This is a genomic window from Micromonospora sp. NPDC023633 (assembly GCF_040640035.1).
In the GTDB taxonomy this organism is placed as follows: domain Bacteria; phylum Actinomycetota; class Actinomycetes; order Mycobacteriales; family Micromonosporaceae; genus Micromonospora.
The window spans coordinates 1-22,968 of sequence record NZ_JBFABB010000066.1; the positions used below are offsets into that span (position 1 = coordinate 1).

Annotated in this window: 24 protein-coding genes and 1 pseudogene; 7 read left to right on the forward strand and 18 right to left on the reverse strand. The window is 73.7% G+C overall.

Translation table 11 applies throughout. The annotated features are described in order from the left end of the window. Positions 1-284, forward strand: a pseudogene (locus AB0G13_RS20655) (hypothetical protein); the annotation flags it as partial. Between the two features lie 196 nt (positions 285-480). On the opposite strand, the gene AB0G13_RS20660 reads toward AB0G13_RS20655, so the two are convergent. Genes AB0G13_RS20660 through AB0G13_RS20670 form a run of 3 tightly spaced genes read right to left on the reverse strand, consistent with a single transcriptional unit; the run spans position 481 to position 1,548 of the window. After that, a complete protein-coding gene (locus AB0G13_RS20660; RefSeq protein WP_357876461.1) occupies positions 481-903 on the reverse strand; it encodes a hypothetical protein in 423 nt (140 codons plus the stop codon). A gap of 10 nt (positions 904-913) precedes the next feature. Continuing rightward, on the reverse strand, positions 914-1,171 hold the full coding sequence (locus AB0G13_RS20665) for a hypothetical protein (protein ID WP_357876463.1): 258 nt from the start codon (positions 1,169-1,171) through the stop codon (positions 914-916). After that, positions 1,171-1,548 carry a DUF2089 domain-containing protein gene (locus AB0G13_RS20670; RefSeq protein ID WP_357876465.1) on the reverse strand — a complete coding sequence of 126 codons (378 nt, stop codon included), beginning with the start codon at positions 1,546-1,548 and terminating at the stop codon, positions 1,171-1,173. The genes AB0G13_RS20665 and AB0G13_RS20670 overlap by 1 nt, the downstream gene beginning before the upstream one ends. 524 nt (positions 1,549-2,072) lie before the next feature. Between AB0G13_RS20670 and AB0G13_RS20675 the strand changes: the two genes are divergently transcribed. Next, entirely contained in the window at positions 2,073-2,663 is a 591-nt protein-coding gene (locus AB0G13_RS20675) for a pyridoxamine 5'-phosphate oxidase family protein (RefSeq protein WP_357876467.1), read from the forward strand. A gap of 287 nt (positions 2,664-2,950) precedes the next feature. Continuing rightward, positions 2,951-3,292 carry an RNA polymerase-binding protein RbpA gene (locus AB0G13_RS20680; protein WP_046564157.1) on the forward strand — a complete coding sequence of 114 codons (342 nt, stop codon included), beginning with the start codon at positions 2,951-2,953 and terminating at the stop codon, positions 3,290-3,292. Between the two features lie 61 nt (positions 3,293-3,353). On the opposite strand, the gene AB0G13_RS20685 is transcribed toward AB0G13_RS20680, so the two are convergent. From AB0G13_RS20685 to AB0G13_RS20725, 9 genes are all read right to left on the reverse strand, one after another. Then, complete coding sequence (locus tag AB0G13_RS20685; protein ID WP_357876469.1) at positions 3,354-3,875, reverse strand: FxsA family protein; 522 nt, start codon at positions 3,873-3,875, stop codon at positions 3,354-3,356. 85 nt (positions 3,876-3,960) lie between these two features. Then, the gene (locus tag AB0G13_RS20690) at positions 3,961-4,767 is read right to left on the reverse strand and encodes a polyprenol monophosphomannose synthase (RefSeq protein ID WP_357876471.1); all 807 of its coding nucleotides are present in this window, start codon (positions 4,765-4,767) and stop codon (positions 3,961-3,963) included. A gap of 34 nt (positions 4,768-4,801) precedes the next feature. After that, the gene (gene lnt / locus AB0G13_RS20695; protein WP_357876516.1) at positions 4,802-6,382 is read right to left on the reverse strand and encodes an apolipoprotein N-acyltransferase; all 1,581 of its coding nucleotides are present in this window, start codon (positions 6,380-6,382) and stop codon (positions 4,802-4,804) included. A 468-nt stretch (positions 6,383-6,850) separates the two neighbouring features. Beyond that, positions 6,851-8,188 carry a glutamate mutase L gene (locus AB0G13_RS20700; RefSeq protein ID WP_357876473.1) on the reverse strand — a complete coding sequence of 446 codons (1,338 nt, stop codon included), beginning with the start codon at positions 8,186-8,188 and terminating at the stop codon, positions 6,851-6,853. Further along, positions 8,185-8,577 carry a hotdog domain-containing protein gene (locus AB0G13_RS20705; RefSeq protein WP_357876475.1) on the reverse strand — a complete coding sequence of 131 codons (393 nt, stop codon included), beginning with the start codon at positions 8,575-8,577 and terminating at the stop codon, positions 8,185-8,187. The genes AB0G13_RS20700 and AB0G13_RS20705 overlap by 4 nt, the downstream gene beginning before the upstream one ends. After that, positions 8,574-9,275 (reverse strand): OAM dimerization domain-containing protein, encoded by a 702-nt coding sequence (locus AB0G13_RS20710; RefSeq protein ID WP_357876518.1) that lies wholly within the window; start codon positions 9,273-9,275, stop codon positions 8,574-8,576. Before AB0G13_RS20710 ends, AB0G13_RS20705 begins: the two co-directional genes overlap by 4 nt. A 71-nt stretch (positions 9,276-9,346) precedes the next feature. After that, the gene (locus AB0G13_RS20715; protein WP_357876477.1) at positions 9,347-10,933 is read right to left on the reverse strand and encodes a lysine 5,6-aminomutase subunit alpha; all 1,587 of its coding nucleotides are present in this window, start codon (positions 10,931-10,933) and stop codon (positions 9,347-9,349) included. A gap of 67 nt (positions 10,934-11,000) precedes the next feature. Continuing rightward, a complete protein-coding gene (locus AB0G13_RS20720) occupies positions 11,001-12,569 on the reverse strand; it encodes an amidohydrolase family protein (protein ID WP_357876479.1) in 1,569 nt (522 codons plus the stop codon). A gap of 5 nt (positions 12,570-12,574) precedes the next feature. Continuing rightward, positions 12,575-13,624 (reverse strand): zinc-binding alcohol dehydrogenase, encoded by a 1,050-nt coding sequence (locus AB0G13_RS20725; protein WP_357876520.1) that lies wholly within the window; start codon positions 13,622-13,624, stop codon positions 12,575-12,577. Between the two features lie 154 nt (positions 13,625-13,778). Here AB0G13_RS20725 and AB0G13_RS20730 point away from each other — a divergent pair, with 154 nt between their 5' ends. Next, positions 13,779-15,185 carry a lysine 2,3-aminomutase gene (locus AB0G13_RS20730; protein WP_357876481.1) on the forward strand — a complete coding sequence of 469 codons (1,407 nt, stop codon included), beginning with the start codon at positions 13,779-13,781 and terminating at the stop codon, positions 15,183-15,185. A 135-nt stretch (positions 15,186-15,320) separates the two neighbouring features. On the opposite strand, the gene AB0G13_RS20735 is transcribed toward AB0G13_RS20730, so the two are convergent. Next, positions 15,321-15,515, reverse strand: a complete 195-nt coding sequence (locus AB0G13_RS20735) for a CsbD family protein (protein WP_357876483.1) — start codon at positions 15,513-15,515, stop codon at positions 15,321-15,323. Between the two features lie 166 nt (positions 15,516-15,681). Between AB0G13_RS20735 and AB0G13_RS20740 the strand changes: the two genes are divergently transcribed. Beyond that, entirely contained in the window at positions 15,682-16,293 is a 612-nt protein-coding gene (locus tag AB0G13_RS20740) for a histidine phosphatase family protein (protein WP_357876485.1), read from the forward strand. Here AB0G13_RS20740 and AB0G13_RS20745 read toward each other — a convergent pair. The 4 genes from AB0G13_RS20745 to AB0G13_RS20760 all read right to left on the reverse strand — a co-directional run bounded on the left by AB0G13_RS20745 (position 16,223) and on the right by AB0G13_RS20760 (position 20,129). Continuing rightward, the gene (locus tag AB0G13_RS20745) at positions 16,223-16,729 is read right to left on the reverse strand and encodes an Lrp/AsnC family transcriptional regulator (RefSeq protein ID WP_357876487.1); all 507 of its coding nucleotides are present in this window, start codon (positions 16,727-16,729) and stop codon (positions 16,223-16,225) included. The two genes, AB0G13_RS20740 and AB0G13_RS20745, sit on opposite strands and share 71 nt — an antisense overlap. Positions 16,730-16,823: 94 nt before the next feature. Then, entirely contained in the window at positions 16,824-17,966 is a 1,143-nt protein-coding gene (locus tag AB0G13_RS20750) for an acyl-CoA dehydrogenase family protein (protein ID WP_357876489.1), read from the reverse strand. Continuing rightward, complete coding sequence (locus tag AB0G13_RS20755; protein ID WP_357876491.1) at positions 17,963-19,078, reverse strand: Xaa-Pro peptidase family protein; 1,116 nt, start codon at positions 19,076-19,078, stop codon at positions 17,963-17,965. The genes AB0G13_RS20750 and AB0G13_RS20755 overlap by 4 nt, the downstream gene beginning before the upstream one ends. Before the next feature lie 169 nt (positions 19,079-19,247). After that, complete coding sequence (locus tag AB0G13_RS20760; protein ID WP_357876493.1) at positions 19,248-20,129, reverse strand: winged helix-turn-helix transcriptional regulator; 882 nt, start codon at positions 20,127-20,129, stop codon at positions 19,248-19,250. Between the two features lie 84 nt (positions 20,130-20,213). On the opposite strand from AB0G13_RS20760, the gene AB0G13_RS20765 reads away from it, so the two are divergent. Further along, positions 20,214-21,482: an MFS transporter gene (locus AB0G13_RS20765; protein ID WP_357876495.1), complete on the forward strand. Its 1,269-nt coding sequence runs from the start codon at positions 20,214-20,216 to the stop codon at positions 21,480-21,482. Between the two features lie 15 nt (positions 21,483-21,497). On the opposite strand, the gene AB0G13_RS20770 is transcribed toward AB0G13_RS20765, so the two are convergent. After that, on the reverse strand, positions 21,498-22,586 hold the full coding sequence (locus AB0G13_RS20770; protein ID WP_357876497.1) for a DUF4037 domain-containing protein: 1,089 nt from the start codon (positions 22,584-22,586) through the stop codon (positions 21,498-21,500). A 116-nt stretch (positions 22,587-22,702) separates the two neighbouring features. Between AB0G13_RS20770 and AB0G13_RS20775 the strand changes: the two genes are divergently transcribed. Further along, positions 22,703-22,930, forward strand: a complete 228-nt coding sequence (locus AB0G13_RS20775) for a hypothetical protein (protein WP_357876499.1) — start codon at positions 22,703-22,705, stop codon at positions 22,928-22,930. Positions 22,931-22,968: the final 38 nt, after the last annotated feature.

Consider the following 22,968-nt stretch of genomic DNA (forward strand, 5'->3'; position numbering starts at 1 on the left):
GCGACGCCGAGGCCGCCCGGCAGCGCGCCGAGGCGGGCGCCGAGCAGGCCCGCGCGGAGCTGGCCGACCTCGCGGCCCGGCACGACACGCTGCGCGCCGACCTGGCCGCCGCGCGGGAGGCCGCCACCGCCGCCGAGAGCCGCGCCGACGACCTGACCGTACGGCTGCGCGCCGCCGAGACCGACCGCGACGAGGCGCAGCGGCGCACGGCCCAACTGGCCGACCAGGTCAGCCACCTCGCCGCCGCGCTGGCGAACCTCGGCTCCGCCCGGCAGGCCAGCTGAGCGACCCGGACGGCGCCCAAGGCGGCCTTCGGTGATCGATCGACGCGGACCTTGCCGCTCCCGGTGTCGATGTCGATCCGGCCGGCTGCGCGGCTAGACTTCAGATTCGCAGTTCAACCGTGCTCTGCTGTAGCGGGCGCGGCCTCGGGAGGGTGTTCCCGCACCCTCCCGAGCGTCCGTCCGACTCCGACGGCGGCTACTCGCAGAAGACACGCACCTTCGCATCGGGCTGGTCGACCTCCACGGTCATCTCGTCGAGGTGCTCCACGAGCGCCTCGAGCTGTTCGGGCTTGAGCTGCGTCAGGTCGAACGGCACGCCCGACTTGTTCAGTTCGGCGTTGGCCTGACCCAGTGCCTGCGGCGGGATCAGGGCCGCCAGCCGTACGCCGGCCCGCAACAACTGCAGCGGGACCCGCACGTTGACCCGCCCCGGCTCACCGTTCTCGACGGTGTCCACCACCACCCGCAGATACTTCGCCTTGTTCTTCGGCCGGGCGTCGAGACTCGACGCCGCCAGCGGCTGGTCCCGTTCGAGCGCGGCGATGAGCTGCTCCGCCTCCGTCGCGGTGATCCTGCCCTCGGCCAGCATGTCGAGGATGTCCCTACGCTGTTCGTTCAATGGACCTCTCCTATCGGATTGTCACGAGCACGGCCGTGCGGCCCTGCTCGACGTCGACCCGGGTGCCGGGCAACGCGGTGACGACGCGCCAACCGGTGCCGAGCGCGCGCACCACACTGACGCGGTACGCGAGGCAGGCCACGGCCGTCACCAGCACGACCAGGACCACGACCGGTGAGCACACGAGCACGACGGGGAGCACCGGGATCCAGATCCGGAAGGGGCTACCGGCCGGGCGTTCGACCCGTACGGTCACCGACTGCGGCATCACGGGCGGCCCTCCAACTCGGACACCGCCTGCTGTGCGGTGATCTCGCCGCGGCGCAACCGATCGATGACGTCGGCTCGCGACGGCGCCGGATCGATCTCGACGAAGTCGAGCATCTGCGTGATCCGGTTCAGTCGTGACTTGACCGTCGGGTAGCTCACCCCGAAGATCCGCTCCATCTCCTTGATGGAACCGTGGCACCGCACGAACGCCGTGACGAAGACCTGGTCCTCGACGTTGAGCTGAGCCAGTTGCGGCAGCTCGAACTCGCCCTCGATCGCGACGCCGCTGTCCGCCAGGCGCACCCGCTCCACGACGAACGGCTGGCCCCGGGTCAGGTTGGTGAGTTCCTGCCAGTCCATCGCGCGCTCGGTCATGTCTTAAGTTATACCCCTCGTAGACTTGATTTTAAAGATGTGGATCTTAATTTTCTTAAGCCCGGCACTAGCCCTCGTTGCCGGGGTCCATGTTGACGCCGGCTATCACGCCCCGACAGGCAGGCGCGTCGGCATGGCCGAGCAGCGCGGTGCCCGCCCGGCTCAGCCGGTCGGTGACGCCGTGGCGGGTGCGTCGGTGGCGGCGTCGGCGTGGCGGCGGGCCAACCGCGCGCAGGCGTCCCTGAGCTCGGCCGGGCCGACGACCTCGATGTCGGCGTCGAAGCGGCCGAGGGAGGCTGCGCCGCTTCTCCCGGGCCGAGCGGGCCGCCGTCACCGAGCAGGGGCGGGCGCTGTCGTCGTTCCTGTCCGACGACGACAGCGCCCGCGTGCACATCGCCGCGTCTCCCCGTTGAGCGGCCCCGTCCAGGAGCCGGGGTTCACGCCGCGCTGGGGCGCGGCGGCCGGCGTGGGACGGCGGTGCCCCGGGGCAGCAGGGCGGGCCGTCGGCGGGTCATGATGCCCAGGTGGGAAAGACACATGAGCGCATCGAGGGCCGCCTGCGCACCTTCATCGAGGACCAGCCGCTGTTCTTCACCGCCACGGCCCCGCTGTCGGGCGACGGCACCATCAACCTGTCCCCCAAGGGACTGCGGGGCTCGTGGGCGGTCCTCGACGCGCACACCGTGGCCTACCTGGACTTCGCGGGCAGCAACGCCGAGACCATCGCGCACCTGCGGGAGAACGGCCGGATCACGCTCATGTGGTGCGCGTTCGAGGGGCCGCCGAACATCGTGCGGGTGCACGGGCGCGGCGAGCCCGTGTTCCGCGACGATCCCCGCTGGGGTGAGCTGGTGGCCCACTTCCCGGACATCGACACCAGCGTGCACGGCCTGCGGGCGATCATCGTCGTGCGCGCCGAGTTGATCCGCGACACCTGCGGCTACGCGGTGCCGTTCATGTCCTACGACGCCGACCGGGACCTGCACGGCAAGCGGTTCGCCCGGGAGGACGACGCGTCGCTGAGCGACTACTTCGCCGGCAAGGACCACGTGGCCCGCAGCATCGACGGGCTGCCGGGCCTGCCGCTGCCGCTGCCACCGACCCCGACGACCTGAGCCCACCGACGCGGGAAGCGCAAGCGCGCACCGGGCCACCGCGTGGTCGGCAACGCCCGGCGCGTCACCGGCCATCGCCGCCTGCACTGCGTCGGGGCGGCTACCATCGCCGTTGGCAGCGGAAACACTCCACCCATCCGACCCGGCCCCGGGGCGACCCCGCCGGGCGGCTGGCATGGCCGGCTACCCTTGTGCAGGCCCGACCGGGCACCCCGGGCGGGAATGGCCCGGCGGGAACGGACCGTTACACCGAGAAGACCAGCACCACGAACGAGGGGAAGTCGATCATGGGCGAGCGTATGCTGCGCGGAAGCCGTCTGGGCGCGGTCAGCTACGAATCCGACCGCAACACGGAGCTCGCGCCGCGTCAGACCCGCGAGTACCTCTGCGCCAAGGGCCACCAGTTCGAGGTTCCGTTCGCCGTCGACGCCGAGGTCCCCACGACCTGGGAATGCAAGTTCGACGGCAGCGTGGCCCGGCTGGTCGACGGCAGTGAGCCGGAGCAGAAGAAGGCCAAGCCGCCGCGCACCCACTGGGACATGCTGCTGGAGCGGCGCTCCATCGCCGAACTGGAGGACATCCTCGCCGAGCGGCTGCAGGAGGTCCGCACCCGCCGCGGCCGCGCCTGAGCCGCACCGGACACGACGGCCCCCGGGGAGGGGTTGCTCCCGGGGCGCCGTCGTGTCCGCATCAGTTCCGGCCGGGCTCGACGATCTCGCCCTCGATGGCCCGACCCCCGTCGACGACAGTCGGCTCGGCCGCCGGCTGCGGGGCCGGCTGCGGCGCGCCGCGGCGCACCCGCACCCGGCGCGGCCCGAACAGGTCACCGGCGACCATCGACGACACCCGCCGCTCCGCCGCCCGCTGCACCCCGTTGCGGGCCAACCGGCGCACCGGCGGCACCAGCAGCAGCACCCCCACCAGGCCGGTGAGCAGGCCCGGCATCGCCAGCAGCAGCGCGCCCAGCAGCCCGACGAGACCGTCGGTGACCTGCCGGCCCGGCGGCTGACCGGCCTCGGCGGAGGCCCGGAAGCCACGCCACGCGCGCATCCCCTCGCGCCGCAGCAGCACCAGCCCGAGCAGCGACGCCGCGAACACCGCCAGCACTGCCCAGCCGAACCCGATCACGCGCCCCACCGCGACGAACACCACCAGCTCCAGCAGCGTCGCCGCCAACAGGGCCAACGGCACAAACCTCAGTCCTCGGCGCATCTCACCCCATCCGCCCTCAGCGGCGCCCGCGACACGGTCGCCCCGCGCGGGCGCCGGCGCCCCGTCCAGCATGACACGCCGCCGCTCAGGGCCACCGCACCTGACCCGTGGGGGTGCCGTGCAGGCCCCGCCGCACCGCCAGCCGCCGATCCTGCACCCCCCACGCGGTGATCCGCCACAGCGCCTCCGCCACGATCAGCGGGCTCATCTTGCTGCTGCCACGCTCCCGCTCCGCGAACGTGATCGGCACCTCGACGATGCGCGCCCCCACCCGGTGCGCCAGCCGGGACAACTCCACCTGGAACGAGTAGCCCTGCGAGCAGACCGACTCCAGGTCGATCTCGTCCAGGGCCGCCAGCCGGTACACCCGGTAGCCGCCCGTCGCGTCGGACAGCGGCATGCCCAACGCCACCCGCGCGTACAGGTTGCCACAACGCGACAGCAGCAGCCGCCGCAGCGGCCAGTTCACCAACCGCGCCCCGCGGGTCCACCGGGAACCGATCACCACGTCGGCGTCGCGGGCGGCCGACAGCAGCGCCGGCAGATCCTCCGGGGCGTGCGAACCGTCCGCGTCCATCTCCACCACCGCGTCGAAGCCGCGCTCACGCGCCCACGCGAACCCCGCCAGGTACGCCGCGCCGAGGCCCTGCTTGCCCTCGCGGTGCAGCACGTGCACCCGAGCGTCGGCGGCGGCCAGGGCGTCGGCGACCACGCCGGTGCCGTCCGGGCTGTTGTCGTCGGCGACCAGGATCTGCACCGCCGGCGCGGCACGGCGTACCCGCGCCACGATCCGCGCCACGTTGTCGGCCTCGTTGTACGTCGGGATCACCACGAGCACCCGACCCACGCCCGGATGACCGGTGTCCGGTCGGGTGCCGGTCGTCTCGCCCACCGTCGCTTCCCCTCCGCCGGCGTACCGGCTGCTGTCACCCGGCGTGGTGCCGGCGGCGCAGCACGGCCGCGCCGACCAGGGCCACCACCGCCAGGGTGGCCAACGCCACCTCCGGCCACAGCCCGACCCGGGTGGCCAGGGTGCGCCCGTCGTCCAGCCGCAGCTGCCGCACCACGACCGCTCGGGTGTTGAACCCGGTGGCGTCGCTTACCCGCCCGTCCGGGGCAACGAACCCGGACACCCCGACCGTGGAGGCCATCAACGCCGGCCGGCCGTGCTCGACCGCCCGCAGCCGCACCATGGCCAGCTGCTGGCGCGCCTCGGCCACGTCGAACGTGGCGTTGTTGGTCTGCACCACCAGCAGCTGCGCCCCGCCGGTGACGGTGTCGCGGACCACCTCGTCGTAGGCGACCTCGAAGCAGATCACGTCGCCGAGCACCGCCGCCCCGGCACGCAGCACCCCCGGCTCGCTGCCAGGCACGAAATCGGCGCGCACCCGGTCGACCTGCTTGCTGACCAGCCGGGCGAGATCGCGCATCGGCACGTACTCGGCGAACGGCACCGGATGCCGCTTGGTGTACAGCTGCTCCAGGTCCGGGCCGCTGCCGGGCCGCCACAGGATCCCCGCGTTGCGGACCTGCCCCTCCCCCGGACCGCGCAGCACCGCACCGACCAGGATCGGCGCGCCGACCGCGTCGGCGGCCTGCGAGATGCGCGCCCCGGCATCGGTGTCGCGCAGCGGGTCGATGTCGCTGGAGTTCTCCGGCCACACCACCAGGTCGGGACGCTCCCGGGTACCGGCACTCACCTGCCCGGCCAGCTCGATCGTGGCGTCGACGTGGTTGTTGAGCACCGCCTGCCGCTGGGCGTTGAAGTCCAACCCGAGCCGCGGCACGTTGCCCTGCACGATCGCCACCGTCACACTCGCGCCGTCACCGGCGGCGGCCACCGGCACCAGCAGCCCCGCCACGGGCACCGCGACCGCCGCCGCGCTCAGCGCCGCGACCGGCGCCCACCGCCGCGGCGACTCCCACGCCCGCCACAGCGCCGCGCCGAGCAGCCCACCGGCCAGCGCCACCGCGAACGTCACCAGCGGCGCGCCGCCCAGCGCGGCCAGCCGCAACAGCGGCGAGTCACCCTGGCTGAACGCCAACCGCCCCCACGGGAACCCGCCGAACGGGGTGCGGTCGCGCAGCGCCTCCTGCCCCACCCACAGCACCCCGGTCACCGCCGGCCAACCCCACCGCGCCCGGTCCACCACCGGCGACACGAACGCCCCCGCCGCACCCAGCAGCGCCAGGTAGCCGGCCTGCAACAGCGACAACAACAGCCACGGCAGGTAACCGGTGTGCAGATTCGTCCAGCTCAACAGCGGCGCGAACAGCGCCACACCGGCCAGGAAACCCAGCCCCGCGCCCGCGCGCACCCGACGCCGGTGCGTCGCCACGGCCAGCAACGCCACACCCAGCGGCGCCAGCGGCCACAGCCCGTACGGAGGAAACGCCGCCAGCACCGCCAGCCCGGCCAGCACCGCCATCGGCGCCGCCACCGGCAACGGCAGCGCCCCCGCCCGCCCGGCGCTCGGCCGCCTGTCGTCCCCGGTCGCCGCCGGCACGTTCCCCACGATCACGGGCCGAAGGCTACCCGCCGGCCGGTCGCCGCCCCACCGGGCCACACACCTCGCAGGGGCCGCAGACACAAATCGGGGCGCGGCTCGCGCCGCGCCCCGATGCTCCCAGGCCCTTCCCGGCCGGTGGGGCGAGAATGAGCTACGCCGACCTTCGGACCGACCCGACGCGGACTGGCTGCCCCCGCCTGGCCGTTGTCTACTGGCCGTGCACCTCACCCTGCCCGTACACCGGTAACCGCGGCCGGTTCGCGCCGCCCCGCCGACCCCCGCCCGCTGGACCTGGCCGCCGCGACGCACTGCTCACATGTCGCTCGGCCAGCGGACGAAGGGACGAAGCGAACAACAGCCGCTTCCCGTAGTAGGACTCAAAGACGGTACGGCGTGGACCCCCGCCGCTGTCAACCCGCCCGGGCCTGTCGTGTGATGCACCACGGCGTGTCGCGTCGGCGAGTCTCAATGCGTGCCCAGGTGCCGGCACAGCAACGCCCCCGCCGCCTCCGGATGCTCGGCAGCCAACAGCCCACCGGCAGCCAGCACGTAGTCGACGTCGACGACCGGCCGGGCCGCGCGCGGCAACGGCCACCCACCGGCATGATCGCCCAGCACCGCACCCAACACACCGGCCGCGTCCGCCGCCGCCGCGTGCCGCAGCACCCCACCGGAACCCACCAGCAGCCGCACGTCGCGCAGGTCCCGCCCGGCCCGCTCACCCGTGGCCGCCCCCCGCGCGTGCCGGCGCAACGCCACCGTCGCCGCCAGGGCCGCGATCCGGGCATCCACCGCCCGGTCCGCGTCCCGAGAAGGCAGAAACCCCGGATCACCGGCACGCACCGCCGCCCCCGCCGCCAGAGCGTCGCGCTCCGCGTCGCTCAGCAACCGCTCCTCCACGGCCGCCCGCACCACCCCCGGCGCGCTCCACCGCATCCCCAGGTCCCCCTCGACGGTGCGGGCCCGCCACAGCGACCCCGCCACCTCCCGCCCCGGCCCGGTGGCCCGCTCGTCCGGCGTGAGCACCGAATACACGTCGGTGGTGGCGCCCCCCACGTCGACCACCACCAGATCACCACCCAGGGCGTCGGCCAGCACCTCCACGCCGGTCAGCACCGCGTCGGGGGTGGCCGCCCGCACCAGCCGCGCGAACCGCGACCCCCGCGACAGCCGCTTCCCACCGATCACGTGCCGCAGGAACACCTCCCGGATCGCCGCCCGCGCCGACGCCGGCGCCAGCACCCCGATGCGCGGCAGCACGTTCTCCGCCACCGTCACCGGCACCCCCGCCCCCGCCAACACGGCATGCAGGCCGTCACGGACATCGACGTTGCCGGCCAACACCACCGGCACCCGCCAACGGGCCCTCGCCAACCGCGTCGCGTTGTGCGTCAACGTCTCGGCGTCACCGCCGTCGGTGCCACCCACCAGCAGCACCACGTCCGGACGGGCCGCCCGCAACGCCGACAGCTCCACCGCACCGAGCCGACCCGCCGCCACGTGCACCACGTTCGCGCCCGCCGACAGACCCACCCGCCGACCCGCCTGCGCGGTCACCAACTGCTCGTAACCGACGACCGCCAACCGCAACCCACCACCGGCCGACGAACACACGTACCACGGCACCCCACCCACCGCCAGACCGGCCGTGGCCGCCGCCACCGCCGCATCCAGGCCGTGCAGCACGTCCGTGCCCACCGTCGTCGGCGCCGACGACGACGCCACCAACGCGCCCGCGTCGAGGTCCACCACCGCCACCTTCGTGTACGTGGACCCGACGTCGGCGCAGACCGCGTACCTCACGCCACCGGCGGAACGACCACCGTGCCGGTCGCGGTGACCGCCACGATCGGCTCCTCGAGAACCTCCGCGGCCGACTCCCCCCGATCCGGACGACCCCGACACACCACCCTCGCGACGAAGTCGATCGTGCGGCTGCGCGTACCCACCCGGGTCACCGTCGCCGTCACCTCCAACACGTCGCCCGCCCGCATCGCCGCACGGAACTGCACGTCCGAGTACGACGCGAACAACCCCTCGTCGCCATCGGTGCGGATACACACCTCCGTCGCCACGTCCCCGAACAACCCCAACGCGTACGCCCCGTCGACCAGGTTGCCCGCGTAGTGGGCGTGCGAATACGGCACGTACCGCCGGTGCACGACCGTCAGACCCACCCGGGAATCACTCATGCCTTCGCCTTCTTCTCCGTGATCAACGCGTGCACCAGATAACTCGCCACCTCACCCGGGGTCGTCCCCCGGCCGAAGATCCGATCCACGCCCAACTCGCCGGCCATCGTCTCGTCGAAACGCGGCCCACCCACGATCAGCAGCGGCCGCTTCCCCGCCGGCATCGCCTCCCGGAACGCCGCCGACATCTCCCGCGTGTTGTGCAGATGCGCGTCGCGCTGCGTCACCACCTGCGACACCAGCACCGCGTCGGCCCGCTCCACCCGCGCCGCCTCCACCAGCTCCGGCACACTCACCTGCGCACCCAGGTTGGTGACCTTCAACTCCCGGTAGTACTCCAGGCCCTTCTCCCCCGCGATGCCCTTGACGTTCAGGATCGCGTCGATGCCGACCGTGTGCGCGTCCGTGCCGATGCACGCCCCCACCACCGACAACTTGCGCCGCAACCGCTGCTTCACCACCGCGTTGACCTCCTTCGCCGACAACAGCGGGAAGTCACGCTCCACCACCTGCACCGCCGCCAGGTCCACCAGATGGTTCACCCGCCCATACACCACGAAGAAGGTGAACCCGTCACCCATCGGCTTCGCGTGCACCAACATCGCCGGGTCGATGCCCATCTTGTTCGCCAACTGCACCGCCGCGCCCTCGGCCCGCTTGTCGTGCGGCACCGGCAACGTGAACGACACCTGCACCATGCCGTCGCCGGTGGTGTCCCCGTACGGCCGGACGATCCTCTTCCCGGCGTCCCCGCCGGCCTCGACGGCGCTCACGCCCCCGCCACCTCTCCACCCGCCACCGCCGGCGCCTCCAGGATCTCCGTGGCCGGATTGAAGTAGTCCGCCTCGTGCGCGGCCACCCCCGCCAGCCCCTTGCCCCGGTCCGCCGGCCGCTTCATGATCCCGAACGTGCCCTCGGCGATCGCCGTCAACAGCGACTGCTCACCGATGCGCTCCAGCAGGTCGACCGCCTCACCGAGCACCCGGTTGGCCCGCTGCTGGATGAACCCGCCCGGCGCCGGCACGAAGTCCTCGTGCAACCCACCCGCCGCACCCAGCACGTACCGCACGTTCTGCAGGGCGATGTCCCGATCCGACAACCACGGCGTCACCACCGCCTCGGTCATCATCCCCACCAGCAGGATCCCCTGACCGGTCATCGTCCCCACCAGGTTGAAGAACCCGTCCAGCAGGTTTCCCCGGAACACGTCACCGGTCATGTGCTTCGTCGGCGGCATCCACTTCAACGGCGCGTCCGGGAACAACTCCCGCGCCAGCAACGCGTGCGCCAACTCCAGCCGGAACGACTCCGGCACGTCCGGATTGATCTCGAACGCGTGCCCCAACCCCAGCTGCCAGTCCGCCAACCCCGCCTCGTGCGCGAAGAACTCGTTGAGCAACTGCGACACCGTCACCGTGTGCGCCTCGTCCACCGCGTCCGCGGTGGTCAGGTAGTTGTCCTCACCCGTGTTGATGATGATCCCCGCCCGCGCGTGCACCTGCCGCGAGAACCGCTGGTCCACGAACGTACGGATCGGATTGATGTCACGGAACAGAATCCCGTACATCGAATCGTTCAACATCATGTCCAGCCGCTCCAGGCCGGCCAACGTCGCCATCTCCGGCATGCACAGACCCGACGCGTAGTTCGTCAGCCGCACGTAGCGGCCCAACTCCCTCGACGACTGATCCAGCGCCGCCCGCATCAACCGAAAGTTCTCCTGCGTCGCGTACGTGCCCGCGAACCCCTCCCGGGTCGCCCCCTCCGGCACGTAGTCCAGCAACGACTGCCCCGTGGAACGGATCACCGCGATGACGTCCGCACCCGCCCGCGCCGCCGCCTGCGCCTGCGGAATGTCCTCGTAGATGTCCCCCGTCGCCACGATCAGGTAGATCCACGGCCGCTGCTTCGGATCCCCGAACCGCCGCACCAGCCGGTCCCGCTCCGCGCGCCGCCGGTCGATCGACCGGATCCCCGCCCCGACCGCCCTGCGGGCGGCCCTGCGCGCCGCAGTGGCCGCCTTCTGAGTCGGCTGCTCGAACCGCACCGACCCGGCCGCCGCCTTCTGCGCCAGCAACGTCACGTCGCTGATCTGCTCCCGCGCCAGGGCGTCGAACACCGGCAGCGCCACCCCGTGCCCCAACCCCACGTCCGCGACCACCGCGTCGACGAGCCGGTTCACCCACGGAATGCCGTCCGGGTCGGCGCCACTCACCCCGGCCAGCCGCAGCACCGCCCGCTCCACCGACACCGTGGTGTGGCTGCGCGCCAGATCCACCACCGGCTGCCCGGCGCGACGCGCCAACTCCCGCGCCCGCGCCACCAGCCGCGCATCCAGGTCAAGCTTGCCCGTCACACCGTCACCCCGCTCCGCCCGGCGACGGCGCCACGCGCCCCCCGTGCCGTACCGATGGTTCGCTCGCTCACGAAGACCCTTCCTCGTAGATCACGTCACCGCGCAACACCGTGCGCCGACACACCGGCAGCGGCGTCGGGTCCTGCGGACCACGCGCCTCCACATCCGCCGCCAACAACACCGGCAACCCCCGGTCCACCCCCGCCGGCGTCGACCACACCGCGAACGTCGCCGGCGCCCCCAACGCCAGCACACCCTCGCTGTCCAGCCGCACCGCCCGCCACCCGCCACGGGTGTGCGCCGCGAACGCCGCCCGCACACTCATCCGCTGCGTCGGGCTGTGGTGCCACACCGCCGCCCGCACCGAACCCCACGGGTCCAGCGGCGTCACCGGCGAATCCGACCCGAACGCCAACGCCACCCCGACGCCGTGCATCGCCCCCATCGGATTCGACTCCAACGACCGGTCCAACCCCAGCCGCGACTCGTACATCCGACCCGCACCACCCCACAACCGGTCGAACGCCGGCTGCATGCTCGCCACGATCCCGTACTCCACGAACCCGGCGATCAGCCGCTTGTTCATGATCTCCGCGTGCTCGATGCGATGCCGGGCCGCCCGCACCCGGTCCGTGCCCAGCTTCTCCGCCGCCCCCGCGAACCCCTCCAACACCGTCGAGATCGCCGCGTCACCGATCGCGTGGAACCCACCCTGCACACCGTGCGCCGCACAGTCCAGCAGATGATCCCGCACCTGCTCCGCACTCAGGTAACCGTGCCCGCAACCCCCGTCACCGTCCAGGTAGTCCCGCGACACGTGCGCCGTACGCGACCCCAACGCCCCATCGGCGAACAGGTCACCCCCCGCCCCCACCGCACCCAGCTCCCGGGCCCGCGCCGCACCCAGCAGCTCACCCCAGTAGCCGTACACCTCCGCCACCCCGTCGCCCGACAGCGCCAACAGCCCCGTGAAGTCCTCCTCGTCGGAGATCTCCGGACCACCACACTCGTGCACCGCCGCGATACCCAGCGACGCCGCGTGCGCCAACGCCGCCCGCTGCGCCGCAACCCGCTGCGCCCGCGTCACCGACGCGAACGCAGCCGCCCGCACCACGTGGTGCGCGTCGCGCCGCAACCAACCCGACGCGTCGTACCCCGCCGCCGACACCACCTCCGGACACGCCGCCAGCAACGCCACCGACACCAACGCCGAATGGATCGACGCCTGCGACAGGTACACCCGCCGCCCCCCGGCCGCCCGGCCCAGCGCCGCCGCGTCCGGCAACTCCGGCACCGACCAGCTCGACTCGTCCCAGCCGTGCCCCAGCACCACCGCGTCCGACGGCAACCCCGCCGCGAACCCCGTCACCGCGTCCAGCAGCTGCGCCGCCGACCGCACCGCCGACAGGTCCAGCCCCGACAACGCCAACCCCGTGTCGGTCGCGTGCACGTGCGCGTCCACGAACGCCGGCGTCACCAACGCCCCGTCCAGATCCACCACCCGGTCGGCGGCCGGCGCGTCCGCGTCCACCCCCAGCCAGGAGATCCTGCCGTCGGTGACCAGCAGAGCCGTCGCGCTCGGATCGGCCGGGCAGTGCAGCGTCCCGCCGCGGTACAGAGTCGAGGGGTTCGTCATGACCATCAGTCTGCCGCCAGACGCGCCTCGAACAACGCCCGCACCCCCGACTCCGACCGCAGCAGACCCAGCGCGAACTCCGCGTGCCCCGGCACGTACCCGTTGCCGACCAGCATCGTCACGTCCGCCGCCAGGCCCTCCGCCCCCAACGCCGCCGCCGCGAAACTCGTCGCCATCGAGAAGAACACCACCGTGCCGCCGTCCGCCGTCGCCAGCACCGCACCGTGCTCACAGCCCGGCACGTCCACGCAGACCACCGTCACGTCCGCCGGCGCCCCCAACGCCGTCGTCACCGCCGACGACAACGCCACCGGATCCCGGGCGTCGGCCAACGCCACCGCGTCCGCCAGACCCACCGCCGCCAGCGCGTCACGCTCCGCCACGACCGGCACCACCCCGACCGTACGGGCGGCACCCGCCCGTCGCGCCGCGGCCAACGACAGCGACCCGCTCTTGCCCGCGCCACCGATCACCGCCACCCGCACCGGCGCCGGATCCCCCGCCCGCTCCCGCTCCGCCACGTACCGCGACACCACCCGCGCCGTCAGCGCCGGCGCCCCGCACACGTCCAGCACCGCCAGGGACAGCTGCGGATCGAGATCCGCCGGCAGCACCGCGGCGATCGACCGGGCGAACAGGATCGCGTACCCGTCGCACGGCACCTGCTCGCTGCGCCCGTCCCAGCGGGTCAGGCCGTCGAGGATCGTCAGCGGCGTCAACGTCAGCGACACCAGCGTCGCCACCCGCTCCCCCGCCTTCAACCCCAGCGGGGAACGCCGCCCCGCCTCCTCCACCGTGCCGATCAGCATCCCGCCCGAGCCGGTCACCGGGTTCTGCATCTTCCCCCGGGCGGACACGATCTGGAGCACCTCGGCGCGCACCGCGTCCCCGTTGCCGCCGTGCTTCTCCCACAGCTGCCGGAAGCTCGCCGCGTCCAGGTTCAACCGCTCCACCCGGATCCGCACCTCGTTCGGCGCGATCTCCGGACTCGCGTCCAGCCGCCACGCGGCCTGCGGCAGCACCCCCGCCGGTTCGACAACGCGGTGCAGACCCACCGGTGACGTCACGCCGACCTCCCCTGTCATGCCGCTCGAAGCCCCGGCCAGGGCTCGCGTAGCGGGAAAACTTCCGGCAGACTAATTTCTTCACCGAATATTTTCCAGTAGCCTTCGGGGTCGCTGATCAATCGCACCACATCGAGGAGGGGCCGTGACCCAGACCCAACCGGTGGAGACCCTGCCTGCGCCCCGCCCCGCGCCGGTCGCGGTCCCCACCGCCGGACAGCCCTACGAATACCGCCGCGCGCCCCTCGTCGAACCCGACTGGACCCGCTTCCCCGGCTGGCGGCACGTCACCCGCGACCAGTGGGAGAACGCCCAGTGGCAGCGCGTCAACTGCGTCAAGAACATCAAGCAGCTGCGCACCGTCCTCGGCGACGGAGTCGACGAGACCTTCTACGCCGACCTCGAGGCCGACCAGCAGGCCCTGGCCACCATGTCCATGCTGGTGCCGCCGCAGATGCTCAACACCATGGTCCCGTTCGCGCCGATGAGCACCGAGGCGTTCCTCGCCGACCCCGTCCGGCGCTACATGATCCCCGTCGCCTCCGACCGGCGCACCGACTGGCCCTCCCACCCGTACGCCAGCCGCGACTCCCTGCACGAACACGACATGTGGGTCGCCGAGGGCCTCACCCACCGCTACCCCACCAAGGTCCTCGCCGAACTGCTCTCCACCTGCCCGCAGTACTGCGGGCACTGCACCCGCATGGACCTCGTCGGCAACTCCACCCCCGCGGTCGACAAGCTCAAGCTGGCCCTCAAGCCCGTCGACCGCTACGACGCCCACATCGGCTACCTCAAGGCCCACCCCGGCGTCCGTGACGTCGTCGTCTCCGGCGGCGACGTGGCCAACGTCCCGTGGAAGAACCTCGAGTCCTACCTGATGCGGCTGCTCGAGATCGAGACCATCCGCGACATCCGGCTCGCCACCAAGGCCCTCATGGGCCTGCCCCAGCACTGGCTGCAGCCCGACGTCGTCGAGGGCCTCGAACGGGTCGCCCGCACCGCCGCCCGCCGCGGCGTCAACCTGGCCATCCACACCCACGTCAACCACGCCCAGTCGCTCACCCCGCTGGTCGCCAGGGCCGCCCAGACCGCCCTCGACGTCGGCGTCCGCGACGTACGCAACCAGGGCGTGCTCATGCGCGGCGTGAACGCCACCGCCCCCGACCTGCTCGACCTCTGCTTCGCCCTCCAGGGCGAGGCGGGCATCCTGCCGTACTACTTCTACATGTGCGACATGATCCCCAACGCCGAGCACTGGCGGGTGCCGGTCTGGCACGCCCAGCAGCTCCAGCACGACATCATGGGCTACCTGCCCGGCTACGCCACCCCGCGCATCGTCTGCGACGTCCCCTTCGTCGGCAAGCGCTGGGTGCACATGCTCACCGAGTACGACCGCGACCGCGGCATCTCGTACTGGACGAAGAACTACCGCACCTCCATCGAGTCCGCCGACGCCGAGGCCCTCAACAAGCGCCACGCCTACTACGACCCGATCGACACCCTGCCCGAGACCGGGCAGCAGTGGTGGGCCGAGCACCGCAACGACTGACCACCAGCACGCCGTCACCCCCGGAGCCGATCCATCGGCCCGGGGGTGACGCGTTTCCCGGGTCCAGCCGGCCCGGGAGTGCCCCACCCGGCGACGTGGCCACCCCTGTCGGGGCCCGGCCACGTCGCCCGCGGGTCACCTCGTGAAGGCATTCTTCACGTCCCGGCCGGCGTCCGTGAGGTGCTCGCCGGCCTGTCGGGCACGCGCGTCGCTCTGCTGCGTGGCGCCCTCGCCGCGCATCCGTTCGTTGTTGATGGCGCCGCCGAGTCGTTTCCTGGTGGCGCCGGCCAGCTGTCCGACCTTGTTCTTCGCCTTGCCGGTGAAGCCCATGTCGCCTCCTCCACGCGGGCCGGGCCTCCCCCGGCCCTCGTCTGCTCGGGTGCCCGCACCTTGCTGGCGGAAACGTCGTCGTGTCCCCGTGGCGGCTGTCACACCCGCTAGGGCATCCTAGGACACTAGGTGAACGGTGGGAAAGGGGTTCTGGTTGACTGGACGAATGGGAGAGATCCTGTTGATCCGGCACGGTGAGACCACCTGGAGCGCCACCCGCCGGCACACCTCGTACACCGACCTCCAGCTCACCCCCGACGGCGAGCGGCAGGCCCACGCCCTCGGCCGGTTCCTCGCCGGCCGGCGCTTCGCCGCAGTCCTCACCAGCCCCCGCGCCCGGGCGCGGCACACCGCGCGGCTCGCCGGCCTCACGGTCACCGGCACGGTCGACGACCTGGCCGAATGGAACTACGGCGAGTACGAGGGGCGCACCACCGCCGACATCCGCGACGACCACCCGGGCTGGTCCATCTGGACCGACGGCTGCCCCGGCGGGGAGTCCCCGAACCAGGTCGGCGAGCGCCTCGACCGGGTGCTCGCCCGGGTCCACCCGCTGCTCGACCGGGGCACCGTCGCCCTCGTCGGGCACGCCCACAGCCTGCGCGTGCTCGGCGCCCGCTGGGTCGGCCTGCCGCCGTCCGCCGGCGGGCTGCTACGGCTGGACACCGCCACGCTCAGCGTGCTCGGCCACGAGCACGGCCGGCGGGTCATCCTGCGCTGGAACCAGCCGGTTCCCCCGGCGCCCGCGAACGCGCCCGAAGCTGGGGCTCGGCACTGATCTTCGGCGGCCGGTTCTCGTACGGCGTCGACAGCACCACCGTCGTGCGGGTGGTCACGTTCGCCGCCGTCCGGATCTCCTGGAGCAGCCGCTCCAGGTCCGCCGGGCTGGCCACCCGCACCAGCAGGAGGTAGAAGTCCTCCCCCGCCACCGAGTAGCACGAGTCGATCTCGGGCAGGTGGGCCAGCCGCTCCGGCGCGTCGTCGGGCTGCGACGGATCAAACGGCCGGATCGCCACGAACGCGGTCAGCGGCAGGTCGAGGGCCTCGAAGGAGACCCGGGCGGCGTACCCCTTGATCACGCCGCGCTGCTCCAGGCGGCGCACCCGCTGGTGCACGGCGGAGACCGACAGGCCCACCTTCTCCGCCAGATCCGTGTACGACAGCCGGCCGTCAGCGGTGAGCGCGGCGATGATGGCGCGGTCGATCTCCTCCACGGCGTGCAACCTACCGGGAAAACCGCTTCCCGGCGACGACGCGGCCCGCCGGCGCGACGCGACACACGTGCCGCGCCGGCGGGGCGGCCGTCCGTCAGCCCTTCGCCAGGGCCCGGGAGATGACCAGCCGCTGGATCTGGTTGGTGCCCTCGACGATCTGGAGCACCTTGGCCTCGCGCATGTACCGCTCGACCGGGTGGTCGGCCACGTAGCCGGCCCCACCGAGCACCTGCACGGCGTCGGTGGTCACCCGCATCGCCACGTCGGTGGCGAAGAGCTTCGCCTTCGCCGCCTCGATCGAGTACGGCCGGCCGGCGTCACGCAGCCGGGCCGCGGCCAGCGTCAACGCCCGGGCGGCGGAGATCTGGGTGGCCAGGTCGGCGAGGGTGAAACCCAGTCCCTGGAAGTCGATGATCGCCTTGCCGAACTGCTGCCGCTCCCGGGCGTAGCCGACCGCGTAGTCGAGCGCGGCCTGGGCCAGCCCGACCGCGCAGGCGGCGATGCCGAGCCGCCCCGAGTCGAGGGCGGACATGGCGATGGTGAAGCCCGCCCCCTCCCCTCCGATCAGCCGCTCGGTCGGCACCCGGACCGAGTCGAAGGCGATCTGGGCCACCGGGGAGGAGCGCAGCCCCATCGTCCGCTCGGCCGCCTGCGGCTCGATGCCGGGCGTGGCTCGGTCGGCCAGCAGGCAGGAGATGCCCTTCGGGCCGGGGCCGCCGGTGCGGCAGAAGATGTCGTAGAAGTCCGCCACCTGGGCGTGGGTGATCCACGCCTTGGTGCCGTCGACCACGTAGGCGTCGCCGTCGCGCACGGCCTTGGTCGTCAGCGCGGCGGCGTCCGAGCCGCCCTGCGGCTCCGACAGGCAGTACGCCCCGAGCAGTTCGCCGCCGATCATGTCGGGCAGCAGCTTGCGCTGCTCGTCCGTGCCGAACTGGGCCAGGGGGTAGCAGGACAGGGTGTGCACGCTGACCGCCTCGGCGACCGCGAGCCAGCGGCCGGCCAGGATCTCCAGCACCTGGAGGTAGACCTCGTAGGGCTGGGCGGCGCCGCCGTACTCCTCGGGGTAGGGCAGGCCGAGCAGGCCGGCGCGCCCGAGGGTGCGCAGCACCTCGCGGGGGAACTCCGCGCGTTCCTCGAACCCGGCGGCCCGGGGCGCGAGCTCCCGGTCGGCGAGTTCGGTGGCGAGGTCGAGCAGGTCATGGGCCTCGTCGGTGGGGAGGATCCGGTCGACAGTCATAGCGCGATGAGCTCCGTGGGGATGGTGTTGAGCCGTTGCACGCCGTCCGTGGCGCAGACGACGATGTCCTCGATGCGGGCGCCGTGCCGGCCCGCCAGGTAGATGCCCGGTTCGACGGAGAACGCCATCCCCGGCTCCAGGCGGCGGGCGTTGCCGGCCACCACGTAGGGCTCCTCGTGGCCGTCCAGGCCGATGCCGTGGCCGGTGCGGTGCAGGAACGCCGCGCCGAAGCCGGCGGCGGCGATCGGCTCCCGGGCTGCCGCGTCGACCTCCTCGGCGGTGGCCCCGGGGCGGACCGCGGCCACGGCGGCCCGCTGGGCGGCGTGCAGCACCGCGTAGTAGTCGACGAACTCGGCCGGCGCGGGGGCACCGGCGACGTAGGTGCGGGTGCAGTCGGAGCGGTAGCCCGACGGCATCGTCCCGCCGATGTCCACGACGACCGGTTCGCCGGCGCCGATCGGGCGGTCGGAGGTGCCGTGGTGCGGGCTGGCGCCGTTCGGACCGGCGGCGACGATCACGAAGTCCACGCTCACGTGGCCGGCGGCCCGGATCGCCCCGGCGATGTCGGCGCCCACCTCCGCCTCGGTGCGGCCCGGCCGCAGCCACTCCCCCATCCGCGCGTGCACCGCGTCGATCGCCGCGCCCGCCTCGGCCAGCGCCGCGACCTCGGCCGGGGACTTGCGGACGCGCATCTCGCGCAGCACCTCGGAGGCGAGGCGCTGGGTGGCGCCGGGCAGCGCCTCGCGCAGGGCGAGGACGTGCTCGGCCCACATCCGGTCGGCCAGCCCGACCGCGGCCACGGACCCGCCGAGGGCGGCGGTGACGAGAGGGTACGGGTCCGTGCCGTCGGCGTGGTCGACGATCCGCACGCCGGTGGCCGGGGCGGGGGACGCCTCGGCGGCCGGCCGCTCCAGGGTGGGCACGACCAGGGTCGGCTCACCTTCGGCGGGCAGCACCAGGCAGGTCAGCCGCTCGCCGGCGTGCGCGTCGTAGCCGGTCAGGTAGCGCAGGTCTGAGCCGGGGCTGAGCAGCAGCGCGTCCAGCCCGGCGGCGGCGGTGGCGCGCTGCGCGGCGGCCAGCCGCTGCGGCGGGTACAGCTCCTCAAATCCCACACCGGCCAGCTTAACGGTCGTTCGGGCGCCGACCCAGCCCGCCCGGTGCTCCGGCGGGCGCTGCCGGACGAGGCGCAGACGGCGTCCGCCGCGTTCGAGGGTGCTCCCCGGTCGGACGCTCAGAGAGCGGCGGCCCGGCGCGCCGACGAACGCTCCCGCGACGGGGCGCTCATGAGGCGGCCCGGCGCCGGACGAGGGCGAGCATCTCGTCGACGGAGCCGGCCGGGTCGGTCACCGGGAACTGCACCGCGCGGACGACGGCGTCGGGGCCGACCAGCAGGGTCAGGCGCTTGAACCGCTCGACGCCCCCGGCCCGGAACATGGGCAGCGACAGCCCCGCCGCGAGCCGGCCGTCCTGGTCGGACAGCAGCGGGAAGGGCAGCTCGGCGTGCACCACGAAGTCGGCGAGCTGGTCGGGCCGCTGGGTGCTCACCCCGAGGACGCGCGCGCCGGCGGCCCGGAAGTCCGCGTGCCGGGCGGCGTAGCTGGTGGACTCCAGCGTGCAGCCGGCCGCGCCGGGGATCTCTCCCCAGCCGGGCGGAAGGGCCCGCGCCCCGGGCGCGAACGCCCCCGGGAAGAAGTAGAGCACGCTCCAGCCCCGCGTGTCGGCTGGCGCGACCGGCCGGCCGTCGTGCCCGGGCAAGACGGCGTCGGGGAGCCGCCGGCCGATCAGGTTGTGCACGCGGCGCGCCTCGGCGGAGGCGGCGTCGGCGGTCGCGGTGAGGTCGCTGTCGCCCATCACGTGCCGGGTGCCCCAGTCCTGCAGGGCGATGAGCACCGGCAACAGGCCCTCACCCTTGGCGGTGAGCAGGTAGTCGAAGCGGGGCGGGTGCGCCGAGTAGGGCCGTCGCTCCAGCACGCCGTGCGCGACCAGCCCGGCCAGGCGCTCGGTCAGCGCCCGCCGGCTGACGCCCAGCTCGCGGTGGAGCGCGTCGAAGCGGGTCGTCCCGCCGGCGACCTCGCGCACGATGAGGAACGTCCACCAGTCGCCGAGGACGCCCAGCGCCTGCGCGATGCCGCAGTCCGCGTCCGCCAGGTCGGCCCGCCGCACATCCCACCCCCGTCCGCTCCGTCGCCCTCGACTATAGTCCGTTTCAGATTGGAACTCACTGGCTCGCGGACGGGGGCGGACGACATGGGCGTAGGGCAGGCAGCCGGGATGTTCTGGCGGTGGTGGGCCGCCGGCACGACCAGCGCGGTCGGGTCGGCGGTCGGCGCCGTGGCGCTGCCGCTGACCGCGCTGACGGTGCTCGACGCCACCGCGTTCGAGATGGGCCTCATCGTGGCCGCCAGCTACGTCGCCTGGCTCGTGATCGGGCTGCCGGCCGGCGTCGTCGCGCAGCGGCTGCCGCTGCGCGGGACGCAGGTGGGCGCCGACCTGGCCCGCGCGCTGGCCGTCGCGTCGGTGCCGGTCGCGTGGTGGTCCGACCGGTTGACCGTCGCCCACCTGGTGGTCACCGCGCTGGTGGTCAGCTTCGCCACCGTGCTCTTCGACGTGGCCAACTCGACCTTCCTGCCGAGCATCGTCGACCGGGACCAGCTGCAGTCCCGCAACAGCCTGACCTCCGCCACGCACGCCACCACCCAGCTCAGCGGGCCGCCGCTCGGCGGCCTCGCGGTGCAGGCGTTCGGCGCGGTGCCGACCCTGCTCGTTGACGCGGCCGGCTACCTCGTCTCGGCGGCCCTGCTGCGCTCCCTGCCCGCCCGCCGCGTCGACGCGCCGGACCGCTGGCCGCCGGTCGGGGAGATGATCCGCGAGGGCTGGCGCTTCGTGGCGTACCACCCGGTGATGGGCCCCGGCATGTGGGCCGCGACGGCGGTGAACTTCGTCTGCGGGGCGCAGCTCGCGCTCTACCCGCTGCACCTGGTGCGTGAGCTGCACGCCCCGGCGGGTCTGGTCGGCCTTCTGCTCGCCGTCGAGGGCGTCGGTTCGCTGGTGGGGGCCGCGCTGACAGCCCGGATCACCGCCCGGCTTGGCACCGCCCGGGCCCTGGTCGTCGCCGCGTTCGTGTCGGTCGGCGGCGCGTTCGTCGTCCCCTGGGGCACCGGCTGGCCGGCGTACGTCGCCTTCGCCGTCGGCAACGTCGTCTTCGCGGCCGGCGTCGTGGTGCTCAGCGTGACCACCCGGACCTACCGGCAGATCGCCAGCCCGCCCGAGCTGCTCTCCCGGGTGATGGCGACGGCCCGCTTCGTCTCCTGGGGAGCCATCCCGGTCGGCGGACTGCTCGCGGGCGCCCTCGCCGGCGTCGCCGGGACCCGGGCCACCCTGCTGGTCTTCGCCTGCGCGGCGGTCTGCGCGCCTCTGGCGCTGCTGCTGTCCCCCGTCCGGCGCCTGCGCGACCTCACCGACCACGACCGGGCGGCCGGCGACCGCCGCGCGAACCCCGTGCCGGCCGGCCGCTGACGGCCGAACCTGCGCTCAGCCCGGCCCGTCCGGCACGACGGGCAGCGCGCCGGCCAGCCGCCGGGCCCGGTCGGCGTGGGTCAGCAGGTCCACGCTGTCGACGTACTGGTCGACCGCGCCGACCGGCGGCCGCCCACGCAGGGCCGGGTCGGTGACGGCGGCGCGCAGCGCGGCGGCGACCCGGCCGGCGTCCAGGACCAGGAACGGCCGGCGGTGGAAGGGGCGCGGCCGGGCGCGCACCGGCGCCGCCAGCCCGGTGTCGTCGGTCCAGGCGGCGACGGCCTCCAGCGCCCGGACCAGCCCGTCCTCGCGGCGCGGCCAGTCGCCCTGGCCCAGCGCGTCGGCCAGGGCCGCGACCACGGGTCCCGCGCCGGGCAGCCGGCCGAACACCGTGCCCAGCCACTTGTCGTACGGCGGCCAGCGGCGGCGCAGCAGCAGGCCGAGCCGCATCACGTCCCGGGCCAGGCCGGCGGTGACCACCCGGCTGCCGACGTCGTCGCCTACCTCGGCGCAGCGGCCGGGCAGGTGTTCCGCCTGGGCGACGCGGGTCCACCCGGCGGCGAGCACGTGCCGCCACACGTCGTCGGGGTACCACCGCAGCGCGGCCCGCGCCCCGGTGAGCGCCCCGTCGAGGCCGTCGTGGAAGACCTCGCCGCCGGTCACCTCGGCCAGCCGCTGGGTCGGGGTGGCCAGCCAGTCCGCCGTGGTGACCCCGGCGGCCGGGTCGAAGTCGAGCCGGTCGCGCCACCAGCCGCCCAGCTCGTCGATCTTCACCCCGTGCCGGACGCCCGCCGGGTCGACCACGCCGAGGCGGCCGTGGCCGGCGAACCGGGTCGGCCAGCCGAGGAAGTCGGCCGGCAGGTCGGCGTCCAGCGCGGCGTGCAGTTGCGGGATCCGCCAGGCGTCGGCCGCCGCCACGAAGAGCTGCCCCCGCGGCCCCCAGTCATGGTCGGTGGAGCGCGCGGTGTCCAGCCCGAGCAGCTCCGAGCCGCCGTCGAGCAGGCCGGCCGCGTAGCGCAGGCCGGGAAAGCGCCGGCGCAGGATCGGCGCGAGCACCTCGTCGTGGAACCGTCGGCCGAGCGTCAGGCCGGGAAGGAACGTCACACCGGCCAGTGTGCGCCCCAGGTCGGGGCGCTCGCAGCACGGTTCCGGCCCGATCGGCCGGCCGCGCCGATAGCGTGGAGCTGCGAGCGCCTCGCCGACGGAGAGGACCGACAGCCGTGGCACCGAACGACCCGGACCGCGCCGCGGCGCGCCGCGGCGCGCTGCTCTGGTCCGGGATCCTCGCGGTGGCCGGCCTGGCGCTGCTGGTCGTCGGCCTCACGATCGCCGACGGCACGGCAGCCTGGATCGAGGTGGCGGTCGCCGTCGCGCTGCTGGTCGCGAGCTACGCCGTGCAGTACCTGGCCCGCCGCGAGACGCTCTACTCCAGCGACGAGCGCCCCTGACCGCCGCGCTGACCGCCGCGCCGTACCCCCCGATCGTC